At 74.2% G+C, this 26,021-nt stretch carries 26 protein-coding genes and 1 riboswitch; of the genes, 14 read left to right on the top strand and 12 right to left on the bottom strand.

What is annotated here, in order from left to right; all coding sequences use genetic code 11:
* The first annotated feature begins 50 nt into the window (after positions 1 to 50).
* Positions 51 to 476, top strand: coding sequence for a DUF3592 domain-containing protein (locus RM572_RS13630; RefSeq protein WP_311673587.1), 426 nt, complete (start codon positions 51 to 53; stop codon positions 474 to 476).
* 114 nt (positions 477 to 590) lie between these two features.
* Positions 591 to 1,334: a sporulation protein gene (locus RM572_RS13625; RefSeq protein ID WP_311673585.1), complete on the top strand. Its 744-nt coding sequence runs from the start codon at positions 591 to 593 to the stop codon at positions 1,332 to 1,334.
* Positions 1,335 to 1,379: 45 nt separating this feature from the next.
* Here RM572_RS13625 and RM572_RS13620 read toward each other — a convergent pair whose 3' ends face one another.
* Entirely contained in the window at positions 1,380 to 2,195 is an 816-nt protein-coding gene (locus tag RM572_RS13620; protein WP_311673584.1) for a hypothetical protein, read from the bottom strand.
* Positions 2,196 to 2,323: 128 nt separating this feature from the next.
* Between RM572_RS13620 and RM572_RS13615 the strand changes: the two genes are divergently transcribed.
* A complete protein-coding gene (locus RM572_RS13615; RefSeq protein WP_311673583.1) occupies positions 2,324 to 3,316 on the top strand; it encodes a helix-turn-helix transcriptional regulator in 993 nt (330 codons plus the stop codon).
* A 39-nt stretch (positions 3,317 to 3,355) separates the two neighbouring features.
* Here RM572_RS13615 and RM572_RS13610 read toward each other — a convergent pair whose 3' ends face one another.
* The 6 genes from RM572_RS13610 to RM572_RS13585 form a co-directional block, all read right to left on the bottom strand.
* Positions 3,356 to 4,762 carry an MFS transporter gene (locus tag RM572_RS13610; protein ID WP_311673582.1) on the bottom strand — a complete coding sequence of 469 codons (1,407 nt, stop codon included), beginning with the start codon at positions 4,760 to 4,762 and terminating at the stop codon, positions 3,356 to 3,358.
* Positions 4,763 to 4,975: 213 nt separating this feature from the next.
* Positions 4,976 to 7,060: a PEP/pyruvate-binding domain-containing protein gene (locus RM572_RS13605; RefSeq protein ID WP_311673581.1), complete on the bottom strand. Its 2,085-nt coding sequence runs from the start codon at positions 7,058 to 7,060 to the stop codon at positions 4,976 to 4,978.
* On the bottom strand, positions 7,057 to 8,532 hold the full coding sequence (locus RM572_RS13600) for an ATP-grasp domain-containing protein (RefSeq protein ID WP_311673580.1): 1,476 nt from the start codon (positions 8,530 to 8,532) through the stop codon (positions 7,057 to 7,059). The genes RM572_RS13605 and RM572_RS13600 overlap by 4 nt, the downstream gene beginning before the upstream one ends.
* A gap of 298 nt (positions 8,533 to 8,830) precedes the next feature.
* The gene (locus tag RM572_RS13595) at positions 8,831 to 9,433 is read right to left on the bottom strand and encodes a DUF4291 domain-containing protein (RefSeq protein ID WP_311673579.1); all 603 of its coding nucleotides are present in this window, start codon (positions 9,431 to 9,433) and stop codon (positions 8,831 to 8,833) included.
* Positions 9,434 to 9,491: 58 nt separating this feature from the next.
* A complete protein-coding gene (locus tag RM572_RS13590) occupies positions 9,492 to 10,208 on the bottom strand; it encodes a DsbA family protein (RefSeq protein WP_311673578.1) in 717 nt (238 codons plus the stop codon).
* A 139-nt stretch (positions 10,209 to 10,347) separates the two neighbouring features.
* Complete coding sequence (locus tag RM572_RS13585) at positions 10,348 to 10,806, bottom strand: SSI family serine proteinase inhibitor (RefSeq protein ID WP_311673577.1); 459 nt, start codon at positions 10,804 to 10,806, stop codon at positions 10,348 to 10,350.
* A 215-nt stretch (positions 10,807 to 11,021) separates the two neighbouring features.
* On the opposite strand from RM572_RS13585, the gene RM572_RS13580 reads away from it, so the two are divergent.
* The 6 genes from RM572_RS13580 (at position 11,022) to RM572_RS13555 (ending at position 15,835) form a co-directional block, all read left to right on the top strand.
* Positions 11,022 to 12,065: a pirin family protein gene (locus tag RM572_RS13580; RefSeq protein ID WP_311673576.1), complete on the top strand. Its 1,044-nt coding sequence runs from the start codon at positions 11,022 to 11,024 to the stop codon at positions 12,063 to 12,065.
* 77 nt (positions 12,066 to 12,142) lie between these two features.
* On the top strand, positions 12,143 to 12,457 hold the full coding sequence (locus RM572_RS13575) for a tetratricopeptide repeat protein (protein WP_027764818.1): 315 nt from the start codon (positions 12,143 to 12,145) through the stop codon (positions 12,455 to 12,457).
* A 50-nt stretch (positions 12,458 to 12,507) separates the two neighbouring features.
* Positions 12,508 to 12,849 (top strand): GNAT family N-acetyltransferase, encoded by a 342-nt coding sequence (locus RM572_RS13570; protein ID WP_311673575.1) that lies wholly within the window; start codon positions 12,508 to 12,510, stop codon positions 12,847 to 12,849.
* Between the two features lie 132 nt (positions 12,850 to 12,981).
* On the top strand, positions 12,982 to 13,929 hold the full coding sequence (locus RM572_RS13565; RefSeq protein WP_311673574.1) for a DUF5996 family protein: 948 nt from the start codon (positions 12,982 to 12,984) through the stop codon (positions 13,927 to 13,929).
* Between the two features lie 95 nt (positions 13,930 to 14,024).
* Positions 14,025 to 14,462, top strand: a complete 438-nt coding sequence (locus RM572_RS13560; RefSeq protein WP_136183423.1) for a PPOX class F420-dependent oxidoreductase — start codon at positions 14,025 to 14,027, stop codon at positions 14,460 to 14,462.
* A gap of 179 nt (positions 14,463 to 14,641) precedes the next feature.
* Positions 14,642 to 15,835 (top strand): macrolide family glycosyltransferase, encoded by a 1,194-nt coding sequence (locus tag RM572_RS13555; protein WP_311673573.1) that lies wholly within the window; start codon positions 14,642 to 14,644, stop codon positions 15,833 to 15,835.
* A 215-nt stretch (positions 15,836 to 16,050) separates the two neighbouring features.
* Here the strand turns inward: RM572_RS13555 and RM572_RS13550 are convergent, their stop codons facing one another.
* Both RM572_RS13550 and RM572_RS13545 read right to left on the bottom strand, forming a co-directional pair.
* Entirely contained in the window at positions 16,051 to 17,178 is a 1,128-nt protein-coding gene (locus RM572_RS13550) for a M23 family metallopeptidase (RefSeq protein WP_394813602.1), read from the bottom strand.
* A gap of 12 nt (positions 17,179 to 17,190) precedes the next feature.
* Positions 17,191 to 17,331, bottom strand: a riboswitch (cyclic di-AMP (ydaO/yuaA leader).
* Positions 17,332 to 17,947: 616 nt separating this feature from the next.
* On the bottom strand, positions 17,948 to 18,526 hold the full coding sequence (locus RM572_RS13545) for a hypothetical protein (protein WP_311673572.1): 579 nt from the start codon (positions 18,524 to 18,526) through the stop codon (positions 17,948 to 17,950).
* 327 nt (positions 18,527 to 18,853) lie between these two features.
* On the opposite strand from RM572_RS13545, the gene RM572_RS13540 reads away from it, so the two are divergent.
* From RM572_RS13540 to RM572_RS13525, 4 genes are all read left to right on the top strand, one after another.
* Positions 18,854 to 19,738: a hypothetical protein gene (locus RM572_RS13540; RefSeq protein WP_311673571.1), complete on the top strand. Its 885-nt coding sequence runs from the start codon at positions 18,854 to 18,856 to the stop codon at positions 19,736 to 19,738.
* A gap of 180 nt (positions 19,739 to 19,918) precedes the next feature.
* The gene (locus tag RM572_RS13535) at positions 19,919 to 20,701 is read left to right on the top strand and encodes a class F sortase (protein WP_311673570.1); all 783 of its coding nucleotides are present in this window, start codon (positions 19,919 to 19,921) and stop codon (positions 20,699 to 20,701) included.
* Positions 20,702 to 20,815: 114 nt separating this feature from the next.
* Positions 20,816 to 22,147: an RICIN domain-containing protein gene (locus RM572_RS13530; protein WP_311673569.1), complete on the top strand. Its 1,332-nt coding sequence runs from the start codon at positions 20,816 to 20,818 to the stop codon at positions 22,145 to 22,147.
* A gap of 230 nt (positions 22,148 to 22,377) precedes the next feature.
* Positions 22,378 to 23,370, top strand: coding sequence for an SCO2400 family protein (locus RM572_RS13525; RefSeq protein WP_311673568.1), 993 nt, complete (start codon positions 22,378 to 22,380; stop codon positions 23,368 to 23,370).
* Between the two features lie 46 nt (positions 23,371 to 23,416).
* On the opposite strand, the gene RM572_RS13520 is transcribed toward RM572_RS13525, so the two are convergent.
* Complete coding sequence (locus RM572_RS13520; protein WP_311673567.1) at positions 23,417 to 23,740, bottom strand: hypothetical protein; 324 nt, start codon at positions 23,738 to 23,740, stop codon at positions 23,417 to 23,419.
* On the bottom strand, positions 23,737 to 23,946 hold the full coding sequence (locus RM572_RS13515) for a hypothetical protein (protein ID WP_311673566.1): 210 nt from the start codon (positions 23,944 to 23,946) through the stop codon (positions 23,737 to 23,739). Before RM572_RS13515 ends, RM572_RS13520 begins: the two co-directional genes overlap by 4 nt.
* 155 nt (positions 23,947 to 24,101) lie before the next feature.
* Here RM572_RS13515 and RM572_RS13510 point away from each other — a divergent pair, with 155 nt between their 5' ends.
* The gene (locus tag RM572_RS13510) at positions 24,102 to 24,371 is read left to right on the top strand and encodes a GntR family transcriptional regulator (protein ID WP_311673565.1); all 270 of its coding nucleotides are present in this window, start codon (positions 24,102 to 24,104) and stop codon (positions 24,369 to 24,371) included.
* 10 nt (positions 24,372 to 24,381) lie between these two features.
* Here the strand turns inward: RM572_RS13510 and RM572_RS13505 are convergent, their stop codons facing one another.
* Positions 24,382 to 25,965 carry an FAD-binding oxidoreductase gene (locus RM572_RS13505; RefSeq protein WP_311673564.1) on the bottom strand — a complete coding sequence of 528 codons (1,584 nt, stop codon included), beginning with the start codon at positions 25,963 to 25,965 and terminating at the stop codon, positions 24,382 to 24,384.
* Between the last annotated feature and the right edge of the window lie 56 nt (positions 25,966 to 26,021).

Here is a 26,021-nt window from a genome sequence, read left to right as displayed (position 1 = left end):
CGGTCGGCGGCCGAGTGGGCCCGAGGGCCCGGACGGGGGTCTGAGGGCCGATGGCCGCGCTGTTCGTACTGTTCGTGCTCGCCCTGCTGCTGGGGCTGCCGCTCTTCGTCTGGGGGTGGGTGAGGTACGACCGGCTCGGACGGCTGGAGCGGTCGGGCGTGCCCGTGCAGGGGCAGGTGGTCGACGTGCGGTACCGCCGGACCGACGACGGCCACCGCATCACCCACATCGTGCTGTGGCACACGGCGGAGGGGCAGCCGCGGCACCGGGCCGTACGGTTCCCCACGGCGGCGCTGCGCTGGCTGCACGTCGGTTCGCCGGTGACGGTGCGGTACGCCCCGCGGCACCCGTCGCGGGTCCTGGTGGACGGTGCGCCGACGCCGAAGGGCACGGCCGTGACGCTGATGGTGTTCGGCGGGATCGTGCTGGCGGTCGCGCTGCTGCTGCTGACGTCCGCGGTCGTCGCGGCGATGTGAGCCCGGCGGGACGGGAGTTCGCCGGCGCCGGAAGCCCTGGTTCCGCCCGGCGGGGGCACCGGGCGTGCGTAGGGTGCCGGGGGTAGGGACCCGTACGAGGGGGAGGAGCCCCGCATGGCATTCCGCAAGTTCCTGAGCGCGCTCGGTGTGAACGCGCCGGAGGTCGAGACCGTGCTCGACCGGGACGCGTACCGGCCCGGGGAGCGGGCGAACGCGACGGTGACGCTGCGCGGCGGCGGGGCGGACGTGGAGATCGCCCGGCTGGGCCTGGACGTGGTGACGCGTTTCGAGGACATGGAGCCGGTCGAGGGCGAGTGGACCAACCCGGGCGTGGTGGTCTCGCAGACGGTCGCCGAGGGATTCGAGCTGGGCGCGGGCCGGGAGCACGTGCTGCAGGTCCCGGTCGATCTGCCGTGGGAGACGCCGCTGACGCACGTGCTCGGCGGGCGGCGGCTGCGCGGCGGCCGGGTGGCGGTCCGCACCGAGCTGTCCATCGACGGCGCCGTGGACCGGGGCGACTTCGACGAGTTCGCGGTGCACACGCTGCCCGCGCAGGACCTCGTGCTCGCCGCGTTCGGCGATCTGGGCTTCCGTTTCGACGAGGCGGAGGTGAAGAAGGGTACGCCGAAGCAGTCGGTCGCCTCGCGGGTGAACTACTGGCAGGAGATCGAGATGTGGTTCCCGCCGGAGTACGGCTACACCGGCGCGCAGCTCGAGTTCGTCTTCAACGCGCGCGAGGACGCGATGGACCTGCTCTTCGGCAACGCGGGCCGGCTGACCCTGGCCTACGCGGGTCTCGACGCGGAACGCTGCCGCTCCGAGATCGACGCGTACAGCAGGAGTCTGTTCCAGCGCTGAGCCCCGCGGACCGGGCCGGGCGCGGCAGGCGGCACGCGGCAGGCGTCACGCGACGGTCCGGTGCCCGGCGGCGAGGAGGGGCGGCCCGCCCGGCCCGGACGGGTGGGCGGTGACCGGGAGGGGCACGTCGGCGAGGCAGTCCGGGGCGCCGCACTCGCAGGCGAAGTCCACGACGGCCGCCGCCGGGTCGCCCGTGGACCAGGGGCGGGCGAAGAACGCCAGGTGCTGGTCGACGACGGCGCGGTTGGCGTCACGGAGGAGCGCGCGCCGTTCGGCCGCGGTGGTGGCGGCGGGGCAGGCGGCGAGGGCGCCGGCGAAGATCTCCTCGACCGCCGCCACGGCCTGCGCCACCGTGGTGTTCTCGTGGATGCGGAGGACCGTGGCTCCGTGGGCGTTCGCGTCGGCGTCGATCTCGTCCGCGAGCAGTTCGTACAGGCGGAGGGTCCCGGCCGCGTGCGGCCCGCGCCGCGCAAGGCGCCGGCGCTGCAGGCCGGGCGCGGGCAGCAGCCACACGGCGGGTTCGTCCCGTCCGACGATCTCCGGGACGACGGGGGTGCCCTCGACGACGGTGGCGGGGCGGTCGGGCAGGGCGCGGACGTCGTCGGCGATCATCGGGCCGCGTTCGCGGTGCAGTGACATGGCGAGGAGCGCCGCGTCCGGCGCCGACCAGCGCTGCTCGGGGGAGAGTTGCTCGAAGCGGACGGCGTCAGGGTGCCGGGCGGCGAGCGCCCGGTCGCGGTGCTCCCAGGTACGCGTGTCCGCCTGGTACCAGCGCAGTCCGCGGCGCCGGGTGATCAGCCGGGCGACCGTGCTCTTCCCGGCCCCGGGCGGCCCGCCGATCCACAGCGGGGGCGAGCTCATGGGCGACTCCTCAGGGGCTGCGGGCTGTTCCGGTGCGGGCGGCTCACGATACGGGCGCGGCGGGGGTGGTGACCGCGGGGGCCGAGTGGTCCAGCATGAGGGCTCGACGTGGTGATGGGGGTACGGGTGTGGCGGTGGGGGAAGAGGCGGCGGAGTGGTTCGAGGCGCTGGCCGCGTACTCGCCGGCCGCTGCCTTCGTACGGGACGACCGCGGCCGTTACCTGTGGGTGAACGCCGCCTACGCGCACCTGTACGGGCGGGCGCCCGAGGGTGTGGTCGGGCGGACGGTCGAGGACGTCGATCCGCCCGAGGACGCGGCGACCGCACGGGAACTCGACCGCGAGGTGCTGACGTCGGGACGGCCGGTGCGGCACGTGATCCGCTTCCTGCACGCGGGCGGCGCCCCCGGCGAGGCGGTCGGGCACCGGTTCGCGCTGAACGGGCTGAGCGGCCGGGCCTGCCGCGTCGGCGGCATCTACGTGGACGTGACCGACCACCACCGGGCCCTGGAGGAGAGGGCGGCGGCCGGGGAGGAACTGCACGCGCTGCGCGAGCGTTCCGGGCTGGCGGTGGTGACGCTGGGGCTGGACGGGCGGGTGCGGCGGGTGAACGCGGCCGCGGCGGCGCTGCTGGGGCTGCCGCCTGGCGTCGTGGAGGGCGACGACGTGGCCGAGCACGTCGAGGACGCGTCCGGCACGTTGCCGGGTGGTGCGTGGCGGGCGTTGACGGAGGGGCGGCTCGCACGGTGCGGCGGCGTCCTGGTGCTGCGTACGGCCGGGGGCGGGCGGCCCGTGCGGGCGGAGCTGTCGCTGGTCCGGCGGGCAGGGGTGCCGGCCGCGGTGGTGGCCGTACTGACCCCGGTGGGGGCGGAGTTCGCCGGGCGGCCGCGGGTGAGCCCGGTGCAGCTGCGGGTGCTGGTGATGCTGGCCGCCGGGGAACCGAACACGGCGATCGCGGCGGCACTCGGGCTGTCCCGGCAGGCGCTGGACTACCACCTGCGGCGGCTGCGCAGCCTGCTGGACGCGCCGTCGCGGCCCGCGCTGGTGGCCCGCGCCTACTGCGCGGGCCTGCTGGACGCGACGGCCTGGCCGCCACGTCCCAGCGTCGTCCGGTACGCCTGACGGCGGCGGCCGTTCACGTGTCGGGCGCGGACGGGGCGTCTACTTCCGGCGGTCGGCCGGAGCAGGCGGAGTGGAGTCGCCTGCGGTGGCGTCGCGCGGGGCGGGGTCGCCTGCGGCGGGGTCGCGCGGGGCGGGCAGAGAGGCCCTTCCGGCGAGGCCGGGAGCTCCACGGCGGCGGAGGCGGCGCAGGACCAGGGCGACGGCGGCCAGCAGCACGCACGTGCCCAGCGCGGAGTGCACGAGCAGCGCGTCGAGGCGGTCGGCGGCGAGGTAGGCGCCCACCGCGACGGCGGCCAGCGCGCACACGCCACGGTCCAGCATCGACTCCAGGGACAGCAGCGTCGCGCGGTGCCGGGAGTCGGGGATCGCGGAGTTGACAAGGTTGCGCTGGATGGGGAAGGCGAGGCCGGTCGCGGCGGCGAACAGGCACAGCCAGACGACGGTTCCGGCTCCCCCGGCGACGGTGGTCGCGGCGAGGGTGAAGGCCAGGACCAGGCTGAGGACGGTGACGGAGGTGGTGTCGGCGAGCCGGCGCCGGAGCCACTCGGGGCGGGCGGAGGCGACCGCTTCGGCGACGGTCATGGCGGACAGGATCGCGCCGTGCTGGGTGAGCGGGACGTCCTTGTCGATCAGCAGCGGCTGGAACAGGTTGACCTGGCAGATGCGGGCGAGGGTGAAGAGGGCGACGCCCTGGAGCATGAGCGGGCCGAGTGCGGAGGAGCGGCGGAAGACGGCGAGGGCGCCGAACAGGGAGGTCAGCAGGCCGGTGCCCTTCCCCTCGCGCTCGCCGTCGGCGGGTCCGGTCGCCGCAGAAGGGGCGGGAGCCGTGCGCATGGACGTGGGCGCGGCGAGGCGGGGCAGGGCGATCGCGCAGGCCAGCGCGCCGAGCGCGCACACGGCCGTGAGCACGTACGGCAGTTCCTGGCGCATCTGCATCAGCACGCCGACCAGCGGCCAGCAGCCGATCTTCGCCCACAGGCCGATGGAACGGGCGGTGCCCTCGGCCTGCACGTAGTGCGCTCCGGCGCCGCGGGCGTGCAGCGACTCGTACAGGTAGGCGCTCGCGGCGCCCGAGACGAGGGAGCGCGCGGTGGCGATGGTGAGGAAGTGCAGCAGGAAGCCGGTCACGGACGGGGACGCGACGGGGATCAGGTTCGCGGCCACCATCACGGCGGCGCCGAGCTGGAGGGCACGCCGGTGCCCGATCCGGTCGGCGAGGAAGCCGGTGGGTATCTCCAGGACGCAGAACGACACGTAGTACGCGCCCTGGATGGCGAAGATCTGGGCGTCGGAGAGGCCGGCGTCGCGCTGGTACTGGTAGAAGACCGGCATCCACCACAGGAGGTTGAAGAGCAGCTGGAAGCCGTTGTTGAGCCGGATCAGGCGCTTCGCCTGCGCGGGCGGCGCGGACTTCCGGGCGGAACGGGGTTTGCTGATGCGGGACATGGGGGTGCGGACCTGGCCTCGGGTTCGGTGGTGTGGTGGTGCCGGTGCGGGCGCGTCGGGCTCGGGGCGGCCGACGCCACGCCCGCCGCCCCCGCCCGGGCCCGCCCCGGCAGGGCGGGGGCCGGGCCCGGCGGGGCACGCCGTCAGGCGTTCCCCGCCGCCGAACCGGGCGACGCGCTCCGCCTCCGGGGGCCGTCGCCGCGGCGGGCCGGACTACGCGTTGTAGGGACGGAGTTGGAGGATGTGCAGGCGCCCCTCCGCCGTGAGGAGCCACTCGACGTCCAGCGGCGCCGCGAAGGTGTAGTCCGTCGCGAAGTGGGACTGGAGCAGGCGTCCCGCGAGCGCGAGCCGGGCCAGCCGTTCGCGGGTCTCCACGTCCAGGTCGGTGTCCGCCGCGCCCAGCGACAGCGTGCGGCCGCCGCCCTCGACCGTGTTGTAGAGGTACTGCATGGGCAGCGTCGACCCGTCCACCACCGCGGCCGTGGAGCCGTGGGCGCAGTTGAGGTAGACGTTGCGGAAGTCGGCGCGGTTGGTCGGGTTGCAGGTGACCATCACGCCGCCGAGCGGCGACGGCTCGTAGCGCTGCACGATGACGCCCATGTAGGTGTCGTCCAGCGAGATGCCGGCCTCGTGCCGCAGGCGCACGCTGCGCGGGGAGAGCAGTGAGGCCCACACCTGGCGGATCGCGTCCAGGGCGCCCGGCAGGTCGGTGACCTGGGTGTGCGACTCGTAGATGCCGGCGGCGGAGAAGCCGGGCAGGTCCTCGGCGTTGGACGAGGACCGCACCGCGAAGCGCTGGGCTCCGGCCAGGTGGCGTACGAGGTGGGCGTCGAGCGTGCGGGCCATGTCGTCGGGGACGGGCGTGGTGCGCACCAGGTGCTGCAACTGCACGCAGACGGCGTCCACGGCGTCCATGGCGCCCAGTTCGAGGGCCATCTTGAGCTTGCCGATGCTCTGCTGGACGGCGGGCGAGGAGTCCAGGAAGCGCTGCTGCAGCGAGAACGGCACCGCGACGCCCTCGGGCGCCTTGACGTGGCGGGCGAGGAAGCCGTCCGCGGCCTCGGCGAGTTCCTCGCCCTCGGCGCTCGCGCCGAGCCGGGTGGCGAGGTGGCCGAGGAGGTCGGCGCGGGGCGGGCGCGGCACCGCGTAGTAGCCGGTGAGGCGTGCGGAGCCGTTCCGCAGTACGTGGTGGAGTTCGCCGAGGTTGGCGGCCTTGGTGCCGTACGCGTGCCGGTCGCCGGTCCGCAGCGCGGCCAGCGGCACGATCGGCAGGTCGTCGCGGCTGGGCGCGTCGATGCGGATGCGCTGGGTGTGCCAGGCGGGTTCGGCGAGGTCGGCGGGCTCCTCGGTGCGTTCCAGGCTTGCACCCTCGGTGGTGACCTCGTAGGTGACCCAGGCGCCGTCGAGCTTCTCGTCGTCGATGCGGTCCAGGGCGTCGCGCACGATGGCGTTGGGCACGCCCCAGCCCGCGGCGAGCATGTTGGTGTGCGAGAGCGGCGTGGTGGGCTGCGCGTTGAGGAGGCCGGCGAGGCGCGGGATGTCGTCGGGGACGACGGGCATGGCCACGATGTCGTACCAGGCGAGGCCGGCGCGGGCGGCCCGGTAGTCGTCCTCGTCGGCGAAGCGGCGCAGCCGCCCGGTCGCGGTGCCGAGGGTGAGCGGCACGAAGGGCGCGGCGGAGAACAGCTCGTGGCCCTGCGCGCGCGGCAGGTCCGTCTCGGGGACGGCGGCGACGGCGTTCTCCTGGCCGTGGTTGGCGGGCTTGACGGCCAGGGCGAGCGCTTCGTCGAGGTGTGCGCGGACCTCGGTGTAGAACTCGGTGAGCAGGGCGGCGCCCATGGTGTCGGCCTCGGTGGTCTCCAGGACCATGAACGGCTGCGCGGGCCGGTCCTGCGGGACGGCGTCGCCGCCGGTGTGCAGGGAGAGCACGCCGAGCAGGAAGCGCCGTTCGGGGTCGTGGTAGACGGAGTGGTTGAACCCGTCGAGGTCGGCGTCGAGTTCGTCCAGGGTCATGCCCAGGACTTCGGTGGCGAGGTAGTTGACGTGGAAGGAGTGGACGGAGCTGTCGAGGACGTGCCAGACGCCCTCGTGCCGGTCCACGACGACCTTCACGTACGGGTGGCCGCCGAGTACGCCGCACAGCTGCTCGAACAGCGGGAGCGTGAGCAGGCCGCCGCGGACGGCGCCGTGCCGGTGCTCGCCGGACGGGCCGCCGCCCCGGGCGGGGACGGCCGCCGGGTCGGCGGTGTCGGGGGTCGCGGCCGTGTCGGTGCTGGTCCGGGTGCTCGGGGTGCTCATACGTCGGCCTCCGCGTCGTCGGTACGGTCCGTGCGGTCGGTGCGGTCCGTGCGATCCGTCGTGCCCTGCCCCGGGAACGCCTCGTCCTCACCGGCGCGGGCGGCGGCGTCGGCCAGGGCGCGGGGCAGGGCGGCGATCACGTGCTCGCAGTCGGCGAGCAGCGTCTGCTCGGAATCGGCGGTCAGGAAGCACAGGGCGGCCATCGCGTTGGCGCCGCCGGCCTCGGTGTACGCGGGCATCGGCGTGCCGTCGGGCAGGGCGGCCTCCCGCACCAGTTCGATGCGGGTGCCCTCGCCGAGCAGTTCGTGCCAGTCGACGGCGGCGAAGTTCCACGGCGGGAGGTCCCGCCACGGCCGGCCCTCCGGGTCGGCGGCCAGCACCACCAGGGAGCCGGCGGCACCCGGCCCTTCACTGGTGCCCTCGGTCAGCATCCACTCCGGGTATCGCACGGGCTCGCCGAGGAGCTGGCGGACCAGCATGCCCAGCATGTCCAGTCCGTACACCGCCTCGACCTGGCGGGTGGTCATCACGCCGCCGAAGCGGGCGGCGGTCTCGATGACCCACATCTCGCCGTCGGCGCCGAGCTTGATCTCGGTGTGGGTGGCGCAGGTGTCGAGGTTGAGGGCGTCGACGGCGGCCCGCGACACCTCCTCGATGCGGCGCTGCGCCGCCTGTGGCAGCGCCACCGGGGCGATCCCGGCGCGTTCGGTGAACGGCGGGATGGTCGGCATCCGGCCGGTGAGGCACAGCGGGTGGTAGACGCCGTCGGCGACGATGCCCTCGACGGACACGTAGTCGCCCCAGGCGTGCTTGCTGTCGGTGCCGAACCAGGCGTCGGCGCGGCCGGTGACGATCTCCTCCAGAAGGAAGTCGCTCACACCGTCGCGGGCGGAGTGGAGTTCGGCATACCCCTCGGTCGCGGACGCGGCCATGACGTCGCGACCGAGCTGCCAGGCACGTTCGGCCTGCGTGCGGTCCTCGACCCGCACGTGGGCGGTGGAGCCCGCGCTCCAGGCGGCCTTGAGCAGCAGCGGCGGGCGCAGCCGGTCGAAGGCCGCGTCGATGTCGGCGGCTTCGCGGACCGGCTGGAAGCCGGGCACCGGGACGCCGGCCTGGTGCCAGCGGTGGCGCATCAGGCGCTTGTCGCGGGCGGCTTCGACGTTGCCGCCCGCACCGGCCAGGCCGAGGCGGCGGCAGGCGTGCGCGACGGCCACCACGGCGTACTCGGAGAGCGTCGTCACGGCGCCGGCCCCCACCAGCTCCGCGTGCTCGCAGATCAGCTCGACCAGCGCGTCCCCCTCGCGCGGCGCCTCCTCGGTGACCGAGGCGCAACTCGGCCGCCACGTCGGGGCGGTGACCTCGGGCAGTGGCGCGAGCGCCAGCACGTGCACCTCGGCGTGGGCGGCGATCCTCGGTATCGCGTACTCCAGCGGCGGGCCGCCCTTGGCGTAGACGAACAGGATGGGGGTCACGACTCTCCTCGGTCGATGGCGGGGGCTGGGCCTGTCCGGCCCGGAGGTCGGCACGGCTGCCGGTCGCGGGGGCCCGCCGTGGTCGGCGGCGGAGCCCGGGGCGCGTCCGCGACCGGGAGCGCGCACAGAACCGTGAGCTACCACATCACATCGGAGAGTGATCGACGCACGCAAGTGCGGTTCTTCGGTTAGGCGTTCGCCAAAGAGGTTGCCTCGGCGGGCCGGTTTGATGGAACGCCGAACGTCCCTCGCGTCCCCGGCGCCCTGTCAGCCCCACCCGCCCCACACGTCTCGTGCGTCACCGCGCCATGGGCAGCAGGTGGTCGAGCAGTCCGTCCGGCGCCGGGTACGGGGGCTCGTACGGCAGCCGCCGCGCGGCCTCGTCCAGCTCCCCGGCACGCACCAGGGCGTGGACCTCGTGCGCGAGCGGCGTGACGTCGCGGATGCCGGTGATCCACGCGTCGGCATAGCGGCGGACGGCCTCGCCGGACAGGCCGAGCTGCAGCGAACGGTGCGCCAACGGCCGCAGGTGCAGGTCGCGTTCGGGATCCCACTGCACTCTCGCGGGCGACTCCCGCAGGGCGTGCCGCCAGGCAGGCCGGTCCGCGTGCACATCCGCGTCGAAGTGCGACAGGCAGGCGTGCCGCAACGCCCACTCGAAGCCCTCGCGGGCGAGGTCGACGGCGAGCACGGTCTCCTGGTGCTGCTTCTCGCCCCAGCCGCAGCGGTACATCATCCACAGGAACGACGGTTTGATCCACGTCATGCGGTCCCGTTTCCAGCCGGGCGGGAAGCGCCCGTCCCGCGCCGCGGGCAGGCCCAGCTGCGGCGCGTACGCCTGGTGGACGGTGACGGTCGTGTCGTCGTGCGCCGCGCGGATGCGGTACTTCGGCTCCCCCACAGACACGGAGGGTGCCCTGCGGGCGGCACGGTCCGCGAGGGGTTTTCGGGCGCCGGGCCTACGGCAGCAGCTCGGGGTCCTCGCGGAAGAGGACGAGGAAGTCCTCGAAGATGTCGGGCTCGTAGAGCACGCCGCCGTAGTCCTCGGGCAGCCACTGGCCGTCGATCTTCATCGACGGCGTGCCGGTGGCCCCGTCCGCGTCGAACCGCTGCTGCGAAGCGGCCACGAAGCGCCGGTGGGACATGTCCCGGACGGCGGAGTCGAAGGCCTTGCCGCGCAGCCCGTCGACCCCGTCGGCCAGGCGGAGCAGGTAGTCGTCGGTGAAGCCGTCCTGTGCTCCGGTCGGCTGCAGGAGGAAGACGCGCTCGTGCAGTTCGACGAACCTGTCCTGATCCAGGGCAGCCCGCAGGGCGTTGACGGCCTTCTTCGAGCCCTGGCCGCCGTCGCGGTCGAGGAACGAGGCGAGCGTGTACCGCACCTGCACGCGGCGTTCCAGCACCAGCCGGCGGACGGTGGGGCCGGCGCCGGACGTCTCGAAATCGGAGCAGGACGGGCAGCGCGGGTCCTCGTAGAGGCTCAGGGTGATGGGCGCCGACGGGTCGCCGACGAGGATGGTCGTGCCGTCGGGCAGCAGTCGCTCGGGGATGGCCGACATCCGGCTCCACCCGGCTCGGTCGCGGGCGCCCGGCCCGGTGTCGTCGGCGGCCGCGTATCCGCTGCTCCGGGTGCCGCAGGCGGCCGCCGCCAGCATCAGCAGCACCGCCCCCAGCGCCATGGCCGTACGTCTCCCCCTGCGAGGGTGCCGCACCGTGTGCGCCCCGCCTTCACCACACGTCATGAGCGAGAAGATTACGGGATCTTCACACCGTCGAGTGCGACGGGACCGGCCACGGCAACACCGGCCGCGGGGCCGCTCAGAGGCGGGTGCGGGGGAGGAAGGGCACGAGGTCGTCCCAGCGGGCGGTCTCGCAGCCGGTGGCGCGACCGAAGTCCGCGTTCACCGGGCGCCCGGCCCACATGCCCTCGACGTGCGCGGTCGCCGGGCCGCCGTAGAGGCTGGTGCACAGGGTCCCCCCCGGGGCGGGGGCGAACGGGTCGCTGCCCCACACCGTCACCTCGTCCAGCCGCGCGCAGGCCGCCTTGGCGCGCGGGTGGTCGCCGCCGGCGGGGTGGCAGAACAGCTCGAACCGGCCGTCGCGCGCCGGGTGGCCGGAGTCGGAGACGGTGAGTACGAGGTGGTCGCTGACCGGCGGCAGTACGGCACCGGCGGGCGCCGGGGCGAGGAGCGGCGCCGCCGTGACGACGGCGAGAGCGGCGAGGACGTGTGCGGCGGCTGCCTTACGGCGGGGGCGGCGGGCGCGGTGGACGTGCATGCGGTGCTCCAGGCGCGTACGTGCGTACGGTTCGCGGGCCGGCGGCGACGCCGGTCCCCGTGCTCAACGCGCCGACCCCGGCCGGGGTTGCGGTGTGCCACGAGGTGCACACGGATGGTCGCAGGTTCCGACTCCAGGAATAGTTCGACTTTCAACCATGTTGCCGGGGGTGACGCCGCTCCGGGGGCACCCGGAGTCCGTGGAAGGGAGCAACCATGCCCGCCGTGACCGCCGACACCCTGACCCTGCCCCGCGTCGTCCGCCCCTCCGGGGCCGGCACCGCCTGGCGCCCGGTGACGAAGACCGTCACCGCGCGCCGCCACAAGGAGGGCGAGGGCTTCGAGGTCCGCCGCCCCTTCCCCGGGATCGACCTCTCGCTCGCCGACCCGTTCCTGCTCCTGGACCACCTCGGCGCCGTCGAGTACGGCCCCGGCGAGGCCAAGGGCGCGCCCTGGCATCCGCATCGCGGCTTCGAGACCGTCACCTACATGATGGACGGCGCCTTCGAGCACCAGGACTCCACCGGCGGAGGCGGCCTCATCACCGAGGGCGCCACCCAGTGGATGACCGCAGGCGCCGGAGTGCTGCACTCCGAGCTGCCGCCGCAGGACTTCGTCGCCACCGGCGGCCTCTTCCACGGCGTCCAGCTCTGGGTCAACCTGCCCAAGTCGCTGAAGTGGACGGACCCCAGCTACCAGGACATCAAGGCCGCCGAGACCGTGCTGCTCTCCAGCGACGACGGCGGGGCGCTGCTCCGCGTCATCGCCGGCGACCTGGGCGGACACCGCGGACCGGGCGTGACCCGCACACCCATCACCTACGTGCACGCCACCGTCGGCCCCGGCGCGCGGCTCGCGCTGCCCTGGCCCGAGGACTTCAACGCCATGGCGTACGTCCTGGCCGGGCGCGGCACGGTCGGTCCGGAACGGCGCCCGCTGGAGGAGGGGCAGCTCGCGGTCTTCGGGCCCGGCTCCGCGCTCACCCTCGAGGCGGCGCCCGGCCAGGACTACAACGGCAGCCGCACCGGCTGGGAGGTCCTGCTGCTCGGCGGCCTGCCGATCCGCGAGCCGGTGGCCCGCTACGGGCCGTTCGTCATGAACACCCGGGCCGAGATCGTCCAGGCCTTCGAGGACTTCCAGGCCGGACGACTGGGCACCACCTCTCCACAGGAGCTGCCGCACCGCACCACCGCCGACACCGGCACGGCGGAGCTTCGGGGCGGCTCCCCCGACCCCAGGACGGAGGGTGACCGCCGATGACCCCGGACACGCCCGCGACCCCCGACAGCCCGACGAACCGGAGCACACCCGCGCCCCCGGGCGGCACGCCGACGCCGATGCAGGAGTACGAACGCGCCGTGCTGTTCTACGAGGCCCGCGACTACGCCGGTGCGGCCCGCATCCTGCGGCCGCTCGTCGACGCGGAACCGCGGAAGCTCGGCACCCGGCTCCTCCTGGCCCGCGCGTACTACCACTCCGCGCAGCTCGGACGCGCCGAGACCGAACTCCGCGCCGTGCTGGAACAGGACCCGGCGGAGGCGTACGCGCACCTGGTGCTCGGCCGCACCCTCGAACGGCAGAACCGCCCGGTCGAGGCCATCCGGCACCTGCGCCTCGCCGAAGCCATGACCGGCGGCGGCGCCCGCGAGTGATCCGTCCGGCACCGGCCGCCCGGCCGGTGCCCGTAGACCAGGGAGGCCCCATGCCCGAGAACTCCGCACGACACGAGGACGTGGAGGTCGTCGACCTCCCCGACCGTTCCCGCTTCGAACTCCGCGTCTCCGGCGAGCCCGCCGGCCGCGCCGACTACCGGCAGGAGCCCGGCCGCCTCGTCCTCACGCACACCGAGGTCTCCGACGCGTACGAGGGTCAGGGCCTCGGCAGCCGGCTCGCCCGCGAGGCCCTCGAGACCGCCCGCGACCGCGGCCTCCGGGTGACGCCCCTGTGCCCCTACATCGCGCGGTACATCCGGCGTCACCGCGAGTACGCCGACCTGGTCGACGACGCCCACCTCGCGGACGTCGACGCACCGCAGCCCGAGTAGGCGGGACGCAGCCCGAGCAGCCCGAGCAGCCCGAGCAGCCCGAGCAGCCCGCGAACGCCTGACTTGCCGGGCCGGGCACGGGGGGCGACCCTGCGAAGGGAGACCGGCGACGCCGACCCGGGAGGCACGGCCGTGACGGACCGGACAGCAGCACGGGCGACCGCGGCATGGCCGCGGCTGCGGGTGGACGACTGGGCCGACACCCGCGACACCCTGCACATGTGGACGCAGATCGTGGGCAAGGTGCGCCTGGCCCACGCGCCGCTGGTCAACCACTGGTGGCAGGTCACCCTGTACGTCAGCGCGCGCGGACTGACCACCTCCGCCGTGCCGTACCGCGACGGGGCCTTCGACGTGGAGTTCGACTTCGTCGACCACCGGCTGGTGCTGCGCCGCGACTCCACCGGCACGCGCCACGTACCGCTGGAGCCCATGTCGGTGGCCCGCTTCCACACCGAGACGATGCGCGCACTGGACGAACTGGGCGTCGAGGCCCCCATCCAGGGCCACCCGAACGAGGTCGAGCCGGCCATCCCGTTCGCCGAGGACGACCGGCACGCCTCCTACGACCCCGGCGCCGCGCAGCTGTTCTGGCGCCAGCTCCTCCAGGCGCAGCGGGTGATGGGCGAGTTCCGCTCGCACTTCGTCGGCAAGGTCAGTCCCGTGCACTTCTTCTGGGGCGCGATGGACCTGGCCTGCACCCGTTTCTCCGGACGCCCCGCCCCACCGCACCGCGGCGGCGCGCCCAACTGCGGTGACTGGGTGATGGTCGAGGGCTACTCCCGCGAACTGAGCAGCTGCGGCTTCTGGCCGGGCGGCGGCGAGGAGGGCGCCTTCTACGCGTACGCCTACCCCGAACCCGAGGGCTTCGCGGACCACCCTGTGCGGCCGGACGAGGCGTACTACAGCGCGCAGAACGGGCAGTTCCTGCTCCCCTACGAGGCCGTGCGGACGTCCCCGGACCCGGACGGCGCGCTGATGGCCTTCCTCCAGGACACCTACGCGGCGGCCGCCGAGCACGGGCGGTGGGCGCGGGCGTCGCTGGAGGACGACCCCGGCCGCTGGGACGCCCGGCGCTGAGCCGTCTCCCGCAGCGGGCTTGGCCTGCGAGGATCGGGGGAAGGGGCGTGCCGGGGGCGCCGCCGCCCTTTCCCCGACGCGCGGAGGAGCGAGACATGGACGAGAAGGTGCCGCAGGAGGCGCTGCTGTCGCTGCTGACGGACCAGAACCGGGGCGTTCTGGTGACGCTGAAGCGGGACGGCCGGCCGCAACTGTCCAACGTGCTGCACGCGTACGACCCGGAGCAGCGGATCGTCCGGGTGTCGGTCACCGCGGACCGTGCCAAGACCCGCAACCTCGCCCGCGACCCGCGCGCGAGCTACCACGTCACGACGGCCGACGGCTGGTCCTGGACGGTCGCCGAGGGCGACGCGGAGCTGACCGCCGTCGCGGCGGACCCGTACGATGCGACGGTGGAGGAACTGGTCGACGTGTACCGCGCGATCTCCGGCGAACACGGCGACTGGAACCAGTACCGCCGCTCGATGGTCACGGACCGCCGCCTCGTCGTCCGCCTCCACGTCCGCCACGCCTACGGTCAGCCCCGCCGCTGAGCCGCCCGGCGGAAATCCGGTGGAAGCCCGGAGGGCCACGGGCTAACCTCGCCGGCATGTACTCCTTCCTGCAGATCTACGAGTGAGACGGCGCGGCGCAGCGCGCCGCCACCGTCACCCGTGCCCGGGCCTTCGCCGCGGGCCGATGCCGTCACGCCCGTAGATCCTCGAGGAGACTCATGAACCTGCCCCGCTCCCACCCGCGCGCCCACATCGCCATGGTCGGCGTGCCCGCCGTCAGCCACGTGCTGCCGAGCCTGGAGATCATCCGCGAACTGGTGGCGCGCGGCCACCGCGTGACCTACGCCAACGGGCACGCCGTCGCGGACCTCGTCACCGGCACCGGCGCCACGTTCGTGCCGTTCGACTCGACGCTCCCGGTGACCGACAACGACTGGCCGGAGGACCCGGTCGGCGCGATGAGCGTCTTCCTGGACGACGCGATGCACGTGCTCCCGCAGATCGAGGCGGTGTACGAGGACGACCCCGCCGACCTCTACCTGTACGACATCGGCGGCTACGCCGTCCGCGCCCTCGCCGAGCGGCAGGGCCGCCCCGCGGTGCAGCTGTCACCGACGTACGTGGCCTGGCACGACGAGGAACAGGCCGTGCTGAAGCAGATGCTGCAACTGCCCGGCGCCCAGGAGTACTTCGACCGCGTATCCGCCTGGGCCGAGGCGTCCGGCGCGACCACGACGGACGGCCCGTCCTTCGTCGGGCTGCCCGACCGCGCGCTGGCCATGATCCCCCGGGCGATGCAGCCGCACGCCGACCTCGTGGACCCCGATGTGGTGAGTTTCGTCGGGCCCTGCTTCGGGGACCGCGCCGACCAGGGTGCGTGGACCCGTCCGGCCGGGGCCGAGAACGTGCTGCTCGTGTCGCTCGGTTCGGCGTACACCCGGCAGCCGGAGTTCTACCGGCAGTGCCTGGCCGCCTTCGGCGGCCTCCCCGGCTGGCACGTGGTGCTGCAGATCGGCCGCTACGTCGACCCGTCCGAGCTGGGCGAGATCCCGGTGAACGTCGAAGTGCACTCCTGGGTACCGCAGTTGGCGATTCTGGGCCAGGCGGACGCCTTCGTCACGCACGCCGGGATGGGCGGCAGCAGCGAAGGGCTCTTCACGGGCGTGCCGATGATCGCGGTGCCGCAGGGCGCGGAGCAGTTCCAGAACGCGGACCGCCTCGTCGAACTGGGCGTGGCCCGCCGCCTCGACACCGCGGACGCGGACGCCGCGTCGCTGCGCGCCGCGCTGACCGCCCTCACCTCCGACCCCGAGGTGGCCCGACGGTCCGCCCGGCTGCGCGAGGACGCCCGCGCGGAGGGCGGCACCACACGGGCCGCCGACCTCCTGGAAGCCCTCCTGAGCCGGCGCTAGAAAGGGTCCGGCGGCCCTGGCGTCGGGGGGTGGTCCGCCAGGACCGCCGGAGTCTCGGTGGCCGCCCGCCCCGGTTCCCCGGTTGCCGCCGCCCCGCCCCTCCTTGTCGCCGAGTACTGCGGTGGGGGGAGGAGGTGTCACAGGCCTCGACGGGCACGAGGCGGCGGCACCGTCCCTGCATCAGGGACGTGAAAAGGAATCCCGGAGCAGAAGGGTCAGACGTTCAGTCCCTTCCCACGCAGCCAGGACAGCGGGTCGACGGGCGAACCGCCGCCCGGCCGGACCTCCAGGTGGAGGTGCGGTCCGGTGGAGTTGCCGGTGGAGCCGACGTTGCCGATGACGTCCTTGGTGTTGACCTCGGACCCGGCGGAGACGTTCATCGAGGACAGGTGGCAGTACCAGACCTCGGTGCCGTCGTCGAGTTCGAGTACGACGCGGTAGCCGTACGAGCCGGCCCAGCCGGCCTCCTTCACGGTGCCGCTGTGCACGGCCATCACCGGGGTGCCGGTCTGCGCGGCGAAGTCCTGGCCGGTGTGGTCGTTCTCCCACATGCTGCCGCCGGCGCCGTAGCTGGAGCTGAGCGTGTACGAGGAGAGCGGCACGCTGTAGCTGCGGGCGAGTTCGGCGAGCCGAGCGGCCTCGGCCTTGCGGCGGGCCTCCTCGGCGGCTTCGCGCTTGCGCTCGGCCTCGGCCTTGCGCTCGGCCTCCGCCTTCTTCGCGGCGGCCTCGGCGGCCTCCGCGCGCGCGATGTCCGCGGCGTCCTCGCGGACGGTGGCGTCGGCGGCCGACTGCTGCTGGGCGGCCTGCGCCAGGATGCGGGCCCGCAGGGACTCCCCGGCGTCCCCCTCCGGAGCAGCGGTCTCGGTGCTGAAGCCGGCCTGGGCGAGCGGCGCGTGAGCGGCGACCGTCGTGGTGTCCGCCGAACCGTCGACGCCGGGGACCAGGTCACCTATCTCGCTGGGCAGTTCGTCCGCCACCGTGCCGGCGAGGGAGGACATGTCGGCCATCGTGACGGAGGACGGCTTGTCCTTGGCCGTGGCCATTCCGCCCGCGCCGACGGCCGCGATCATGCCGACCCCGAGCACCGCACCGCTGCGGGCCATCCCGCCGCGCTGCTTCGCCACGCGGTGCCGGCCGCGCACCGGCCGCACCGATTCGGCGGTCGGGTTCCACCCGTCGTACGCCCCGTCCTGCTCCGGCCCGTAGACGGTCGGCACGGCGTAGGCGCCGGTGGCGTCGAAGGACTCCTCGAACTGGGGGAACTCGGTGGTGAGGTCGGTGTCGCCGACATGTCCGCTTCCGTAGAGGTCGCGGGCCTCGGGGGCATGCCTGGTGGACGCCACTGGGGGCGCTCTCCTTTCCTTCCTTCTCGCCTACCGGGTTAGCTGACGGGTTCGGAGCAGGAAGGTCTCCTACAGCGGTCCTTGGGCGGGACCGCCGATTCACCCCTGAAAGGTGGTTCCCCGGCTCCCTCGGTGTGTCGGCGCGAGCGGTGAGACTCGCGTGACCCACGTGCGGGATTAGGCGACGGCGCACGGTGCCGCCTGGAGTGACGGCAGTGACGACCGCGCTGCGTTATCGAACGTTAATAGACCCGCAGCCGGGAAACCAAGCCGGGCCGCTGATTTTGCCTACGCTTTGGCAGGGACTTCCCGCCCACCGAGGAGCAATACGGACGCACCAACACACCCCGTCAGCACGCCGGTTCCGTGGGTGATCACGAGTGGATCACGACGGCCGACACCGAACCTCCACCAACGGACCGTCAGCGCACCCGCCCCAACCTCCGTCACGGAACCGGCCTTCCGGTGCGAGTCGGACATGAGCGCACCCGAGCGAAGCTCAGGGCAGACGACCCCGCACGCCTCCCCCTCCAGCGCACGGGCGGGCCGCGACCGCGACGGACGTGAGGGGGCGTGGGCGGAGGGCAGGGGCGATGCGCCCGGAAACACTTGCCCGTGATGTGTGGGCCGCGAAGTAAGAGTCGTGCCCACCGTTCACCGAGAACGCGGCCCGTACATCATGGGTTTCCGGGTCGTCGGCCCGGACCGCAGCCCACGCCCCCGCCCCCCACCAGCCACCGCCCCACGGCACCGAACCGCCCCGGACGCGTCAGAGAATCGCCACGCGCTCCCACGCGGGCGGACTCTCCTCCGCCTTCTCCGGATCGGCGGCCGCCGCCTCCGTCTCGCCGGCCACACCCTCCGCCGGTCGCGCCTCCGCTGCACGGCCGCCCGCGTCGTCGCCCCCGTCGCCGTAACCGGAGACGCCCACGTAGGGCGCGACACTCCGGTAGGGGGCGGCGGAGGTGCCGTACCCCTCCGTACCGTTGGCCTGCCGCTCTGCGGAGAAGCCGTACCGCTCAAGCGAAGTGCCGTACAGGTCACCGCCGTTGCCGCCGTACACCGCGCCCCCGTACGCGGCAGGACCGGGCACCACCGGCGAAGGGCCGCCGTAGGACGGCCGCCCCTCCTCCGTGCGCCACCACCGCGCGCCGGTCTCCACGGGCTCGCTGCGGCCGTGACGGCCTCCCTGCCCCGGAACGGTGCGGCCGGCCAGGGACCACTCGCGTACGAGCGTCTCGTAGATGGGCGTGGGCGCGGAGGCATCCGCCGGGGGCGGAAGAGCCGGACGGGGAACCGTTTCTCCCGACCAGGGCACCGGCGACCACTGCGTGAGCATCACAGCCATGCCAGAGACAACGAGGCCCACCGGCCCGAAGTCACCCGCCCGGATCAGCCGTGTCACCCACAAGGGGGGTACGGGCCCGGAGTTCACCCGTACATCCCCCTGGCCCGGCCCGCCCGGTCCCGCCGCCCGGGCATCGCTCCGTCCACCGTCCGCCGCATGGAGCAACGTCCACGGGCACCACCGCCCACCTGCGCCGACGACGGGGCGCTCCGCCCGGAGCGCGGAACCGGGGGGATGCGACTTGGCTCGGATGCGGACGCGGGGCGTCCCGGGAGCACGCCGGCGCAGCCGCGCGCCGCGCACCCCGCCATCGTCGGAGGTTCGTTCATGCGTGCGTTTTCCACGCCGCGCCGGCCGAGAGTCGCTCGGCGGCTCTCCGGCGCGGCGCTGTCCGTGGCCGTCGTCGGCATAACCGCAACGACCGTCACGACCGCCTTCGCCGCCGGTGACGACGGCGCCATCAGGGTCGCCCCGGGCACGGCGCGTCCGGGCGGCACGGTCACGTTGTCGACGGACGCCTGCGGGCCCGGCGGCAGCGCCGGAGTGGACGCCAGTGCCCTGGGCGCCGGAATCCTCGGGCTGGAGCCGAGGGACGCGGAGGCCCGGACGGCGAAGGGCAAGCTGCGCGTCACGCGCGACACCAAGCCGGGCCGGTACGCGCTCGGCGGCTCCTGCACGGACGGGAGGGAACTCGCCGGCACGGTCGTGGTCGGTCCCGCGAAGCCCGCGGCCGGGGACGCGGAGCACCGCGCCGGTGAGCGGCAGCCCGCGACGGGCAGCGCCGAGGCGAAGGCCGGCGACGAGTGGCCGGAGGGCGAGGACTGGAAGGAGTGGTCCGACGAGGGCGCTCCGGAGGACGGCGCTCCGAAGGGCTCCGGTGCCGGGGACTCCTGGCCGGAGGGCGAGGACTGGAAGGAGTGGCCGGGGGACGGCGGCGACCCGTTCGACAAGAACGGCGACCGCGGCAAGGGGGGCCACCACGGGGACGACTGGGGCAAGCACGGCAGGGACGGCAAGGACGGCCACGACGACCGGCAGGACTGGCGGCACGACCGGCACGGGAAGATGCCGCACGGCCGCGTCCACACCGGCGTCGGGGGCGCCGGAGCGGGTGTGGACTCCGCCATGCTGACCGGCGGCTCACTCGCCCTGGTGGCCGCGGCCGGCGGTGCGCTCTACCTGCGCCGTCGCCACCGCAGACTGGACGGCTGACCCGGGCAGCCCCACGGCAGGCCGTTCCGGCGTACGGGTGCGGCGTCGCCCCGGCGACGTCCGCACCGTACCGCCGTTGACGCCCGCACCCGCACCCGCACCCGTACACGTACCCGCACGCGAGGAGGTCCGATGGCGGGTCCGACGGCGGCATCACGCCCACGTCGCCGCGGTCGCGGCGTGGAGACGTGCGTCTCGACGCTCGTCGCCGCCTCCGCCTGTGCCGCCGTCTGGCTCTTCGACCACGGCACGGACGGGCAGGCCCCGCCGCAGCCGCCCGCCGAGGCGGGATTCGCCCGCGACGCCCCCCGCGCCCTCCCCGATCCCGAGACGCCCGCCCCGACGCCGTCCGGCGCGCACACGAACGGCCGGGACACGAACCGCCAGGACACGAAAGGCCAGGACACGAACGGCCGGGAGACCGGCGGCCGGGAGACCGGCGGCCGGGAGAGCCTCCGCCCCGAGCGCTCCCGGTCCGGCCCGCGCGCCTCCGACCCGCTGCGCGTTCGCATCCCGTCGATCGGGGTTTCCGCCCCGCTCACCCGCCTGGGCCTGCACGACGACGGGAGTCTGGAGGCGCCGCCTCCGCAGGACGAGAACCTCGCCGGGTGGTATGCGGACGGCACGCCGCCCGGCGCCGTGGGCACCGCGATCGTCGCGGGACACGTCGACACCGCCGACGGCCCGGCCGTCTTCTACGGCCTGGGCGCGCTGCGCAAGGGCGCGGAGGTGGAGATCGAGCGGCGGGACGGCTTCACCGCCGTCTTCACCCTCGACGCCGTGGAGGTCTACGACGGGGCGCACTTCCCGGACACCGAGGTCTACGGCCCGTCCGCACGGCCGGAGTTGCGGCTGATCACCTGCGGCGGGACGTTCGACGAGGAGGCCGGGGAGTACACCGGCAACGTCGTGGTCTTCGCGCACCTCACCGACGTCCGGCGGACGGTCCACCAGAGCGAGTGAGAGCGCTCTCTTGACGCGGACATTCTCAACCGCTTCACTCGTGGCGTCAGAGGTACGGACCAATCCCGCCCGTACAGGGCCGAGTTCGCTCCCCCAAGCGACGAGGTGACCGCGATGCCCCACAGACACCCCCACCACCCGCACCCCACCACCCGGCGACGCCGCCGCAGCGCCCTGCTGGCGGTCGGCCTGGCCGCCGCGCTGGGCTGGACGGCCGCCGTGCCCGGCGCCGCCGCACCCGCCCCCGACCGCCCGGACCACACCGCCACCGCCCCGCAGGGACAGGCCGCGCAGGCCGACGCCCCCCGCGCGGTGCTCTTCGAGGACAACTTCGACGGACCCGCCGGCGCAGCCGTCGACGGGTCCCGGTGGCACATCGAGACCGGCGACAACGTCAACAACCACGAACGCCAGTGGTACACGCCCGGCAACGACAACGCCGCCCTGGACGGCAACGGCAACCTGGTCATCACCGCCCGCAAGGAGAACCCCGGCAACTACCAGTGCTGGTACGGGCGTTGCGAGTACACCTCGTCCCGCCTCAACACCTCGGGCAAGTTCACCACCACCTACGGCCACGTCGAGGCCCGACTGAAGGTGCCGCGCGGCCAGGGCATGTGGCCGGCGTTCTGGATGCTCGGCAACGACATCGGCGACATCGGCTGGCCGGCCAGCGGCGAGATCGACGTCATGGAGAACGTCGGTTTCGAGCCCAGCACCGTGCACGGCACGCTCCACGGCCCCGGCTACTCCGGTTCGGGTGGCATCGGCGCCGCCTACACCCTGCCCGGCGGGCAGCAGTTCGCCGACGCCTTCCACACCTTCGCCGTGGACTGGTCGCCGAACCGCATCACGTGGTCCGTGGACGGCAACGTCTACCAGACCCGTACGCCCGCCGACCTCGGCGGCCGGGACTGGGTGTTCGACAAGCCGTTCTTCCTCATCCTCAACCTCGCCGTGGGCGGCTACTGGCCCGGCGACCCCGACGGCAGCACCGTCTTCCCGCAGCAGCTCGTCGTCGACTACGTCCGGGTGACCTCCGGCGAGGGCGGTGGTACGGGCCCTAGCGGACAGATCACCGGGCTCGCCGGGAAGTGCGTGGACGTCGCCAACGCCGGCACCGCCGACGGCACACCCGTGCAGCTCCACGACTGCAACGGCAACGCCGCGCAGCACTGGACCGTCGCCTCCGACGGCACGATCCGGGCGCTCGGCAAGTGCCTGGACGTGGACTCCGGCGGCACCGCCGACGGCACGAGGGTCCAGCTGTGGACGTGCAACGGCAGCGCCGCGCAGCAGTGGGTGGTGACCGGCGCGCGGGACATCGTCAACCCGCAGGCGGACAAGTGCCTGGACGTCACCGACAACAACTCCGCCAACGGCACCCGGCTCCAGATCTGGACGTGCGGAGGTACGGCGAACCAGAAATGGAACGCACCCTCCTGACCCACCCGCCCCGACCGTCGGACCGACCGCCGGCCACCGATCCGGGTCGCGCCCCGACAGTGACCTCCCCGGGCCCCGGGGCGCGACCCGCCCCCTCTGCGCACCCGCACAGAGGGGGCACAACCGGGACCGACCGCCCGTCGCCGTGAACACGTCAACGGATTCGGCACAGGACCCTCACAGAACCCCGGTTACGCGTCGCGGTGCCTCCGCATAGCCTTCCGCACGCCATGGACTACTGCCCCACGTGCCGCAGGCACCTCAACGGCGCCCTGGCCTGTCCGGGATGCGGAGTCCCGGCCGGGTACCTCACCCCTGCACCCGGAACCCCCTACGACGGCCATCCCGCGCCCCACACACCGCACCCCGGCCCTGCTGCTCCCCGAGGCCACGCAGGCCCGCCGCAGCAGTACGGCCACCCGCAGCGCGGCGGCCCGACACCCACCGGCCACCCCGGACACGGGCACCCCGGGCCAGGTCACCACGGACAGGGGCACCACGGACAGGGGCATCCCCGGCCGGGCGGACCGGCGCCGGGTGGGCCCGGTCAATCGGCCTATCGCGCACAGGCGTTCCACCAGGAGCCGCCGCAGGACCTCTACGCCCCTCCCCGGCGCCGCCCGGAACGGGAAGAGCCCGTCCCCTCCGCCGCCCCCGCCGAGGAACGCGCCGAACCCGAGGCGCGCGACGCGGAAACCCCCGCCCCGGCCGGCCGCAGCGCGCGCCGCTCCCGCGGTCGGCGCGCCCGCAAGGGCCATGGCAAGCGCCTGGTGGTTCTCGCCGCCTGCCTGGGCACGGTGCTGCTGGGCATGGCCGTCACCGAGGTCGGCAGCCCGTCGCTCCCCTGGAGCGAACCCACCGCCTCCAGCCCGGACCCGCAGGCCGTCGGCGCGAACGGCGCGGAGACGCAGGAGCCCGCCGACGAGGCGTCCCCCGACCCCTCCGCGGCGGACACCTCCCGCAGCCCCGGCTCGGACCCCTCGGCCTCCGCGAGCGCGGAGGAGAGCGACGAGCCGAAGGACGAGAAGGAGTCGAAGGAGCCGGAGGAGGAGCCGACCGAGGTGGTCGGCAGCGTCCAGCCGGAGCCGACCGACCCCGCCCCCACGACGCCCGCGGAGCCGGAACCCGAGCCCACCCAGCCGCAGCCGACCCCGCCGCAGGACGAGAACCCGGAACCCCCGGACGACGACTACGACGACTGCTGGTTCATCTTCTGCACCTGACCGCCCTCACCGGGCAGGCGAGGAGTCCAGGGGAGTTCAGGGGAGTTCAGGAGCCGCGCACCGGCAACTCCTCGATCCCCAGCCGCGCCCCGCGCGAGGCGACGATCCGCAGCAGGTCGTGCAGGCACTCCGCCAGCCGCCGGGTCACGAACGCGTACTCGTCGCCGGTCATGCGGACCCGTTCGTCCGCGAGCATCTCCCGGGCGTGCGCCAGCACGCGCCGCGCCGTGTCGACCTGGGTGTCCTCGATGCCGTCGGCGAGCAGCGAGAGCATTCCCTCGGGGTCGTCGGTCACCAGGTAGGCGGGCTTGCCCTCCGGGGAGTCCCAGGGCAGCAGCCGGCATACGGCCCGCCGGTGTTCGCCGGTCACCACGCCACTCCCCGCGCGTGGATGTCGCGGGTGTCGAGGTCGAGGCCGTAGTGCACGGCGAGCAGCAGCACGAGGCGGCGCTGCCAGGCGCCGACCCGTACACCACGCCGGGCGTGACGCCCCGCGGGCCGCGGTTCCGCGATCCCCAGCCGGTGCCGTCCCGTGGGCGGATACACACGCGCCAACGCGCGCCGGATAGTCTTCATACGTCGTTCGCTCCTCAGCAGCGAAGGGCCACGCCCCCGAGCCGGTCGCACGGCTGCGGGGGTCTTCCTGTGCGCCCATAGTAGCGTCTTGTATCGCTACGTCTCTATACGTATCTCAAGGTGCTGGCTCGTACCCAGACGCCTAGCGTCGAGCCATGGCCATGGATCCGGACGCGGAAATCGATCACGGCGCACCTCTGACGCCCTACCGGCAGCTCGCCGAGATCATCCGCGCGCGCATCGCCCGAGGCGACTGGGCGCCCGGCCGGGCGATCGCCTCGGAGACCTCGCTCGTGCAGGAATACGGCCTCGCCCGCTCGACGGTCCGCCGCGCCATCGCCGTACTGACGGAGTCGGGCGAACTCTTCACCGTGCCGCAGCGAGGCACCTACGTCGCGCAGCCCGACGCGTCCGGGAACGGCTGACCGTCCCCGCTCAGTCGCCCAGAAGGACGCCGGGGTTGAGGACGCCCTGCGGGTCGAGGGCGGACTTCGCAGCGCGCAGCGCCAGCGCGAACGGGTCCGGGCGCTGGCGGTCGTAGGCCGGGCGGTGGTCGCGGCCGACCGCGTGGTGGTGGGTCACGGTCGCCCGGTGGCGGGCCAGGACCTCCAGGGAGGCCGTCTTCACCTCGTCCCACATGGCGACCTCCGAGCCGCGCCGGCCCGCGGCGATCACCGTGAAGTACATCGCCGGGCCGTCCGGATAGACGTGCGTGAAGCGGCAGTTGACCATGCCGGGCGCGCCGGTGACCTTCTCCACCGCCGCGCCCACCTCCGTGCGCACCGCCTCGTACAGCCCGGCCGCACGGTCCCAGGTGCAGGCGGTCTCGAACGTCTCCGTCAGCGCGCTCATCCGGGCGAGTGCGTCACGCAGGTACGGCATGCGCAGGAAGGCGCGGCGCCAGGAGCCGACGGCGTCGTCCTCCGCCCGCACCTCGTCGGCGGCGGGGGCGCCGCCGTGGTCCCGGGCCAGGGCGACGAGTTCGGCGAGCCGGCCGTCCACCGGGTGGTGCGCGGACTCCACGCCGAGCACCAGCACGCTCTCCTCGCCCTTCCCCGCGCCGGAGAGGGCGGCCTCGCCGGGGTCGAGCAAGCGGCAGTTGGCCGGGTGCAGTCCGGACTGCGCGACGGCGCGCACCGCCTCGCACGCGGTGGCGAACCCGGCGAACCGCACGGCGGTCGACGCCTTGTGGACGGGACGGGCCTGGAGCCGCATCCACGCCTCGGTGATGACGCCGAGGGTGCCCTCGGAGCCGAGGAACAGGCGGTCGGGGGACGGCCCGGCTCCCGAACCCGGCAGCCGCCACGACTCGTTCACCCCGACGGGGGTGAGCACGCGCAGCGACTCGACGAAGTCGTCGATGCGCGTGTGCAGCGTGGCGTAGTGGCCACCGGCGCGGGTGGCGAGCCAGCCGCCGAGTGTGGAGAACTCGAAGCTCTGCGGGAAGTGCCGCAACGTCAGCCCCGCAGGGCGCAGTTGCTCTTCCAGCGCCGGCCCGTACACGCCGGCCTGGACGCGGGCGGCGCGGGAGGCGCGGTCGATCTCCAGCACCCGGCCCAGCGCGGACAGGTCCAGCGACAGCACGCCCGCGTGGTCGCCGTCCCCCGGCCGGTACTCCGTGCCGCCGACCACCGAACTGCCCGCGCCGTACGGGACGACGGCGACGCGGTGCTCCCCCGCCCAGTCCAGCAGGTCGGCGATCTCCTGCTCGGCGCGCGGGTAGGCCACCAGGTCGGGCGCGGCGGCGAGGTCGCCGTGCAGGGCGCGCACGACGTCGCGGTACGCCTTGCCGTAGGTGTGCCCGGCGCGGTCGGGCGGCGCGTCGGTCACCGCGTGGGCGAGTGCGGGCGGCGGGGCGACGCGGGGCGCCGGGAGGTCGAGGCCGGCCACGCGCGGCACCGGCAGGGGCGCGTCCGGCAGCCCCGGCAACTGCGCGCCCAGGGCGGTGCACTCCTCGTCGCTCAGGGCACGGTCGGCCCGCCCCCAACCCCACCACGAACGCTCCCACACGTCTGTCATGCGTTGCCCTCCCCAGGTCCTACCCGACGGTAACCTCCGGGTGGGTGCCCTGCCCA

The sequence above is a fragment of the Streptomyces hazeniae genome, from assembly GCF_031845485.1.
Classification (GTDB): domain Bacteria; phylum Actinomycetota; class Actinomycetes; order Streptomycetales; family Streptomycetaceae; genus Streptomyces; species Streptomyces hazeniae.
This window is presented reverse-complemented; position numbering and strand designations above follow the sequence as displayed.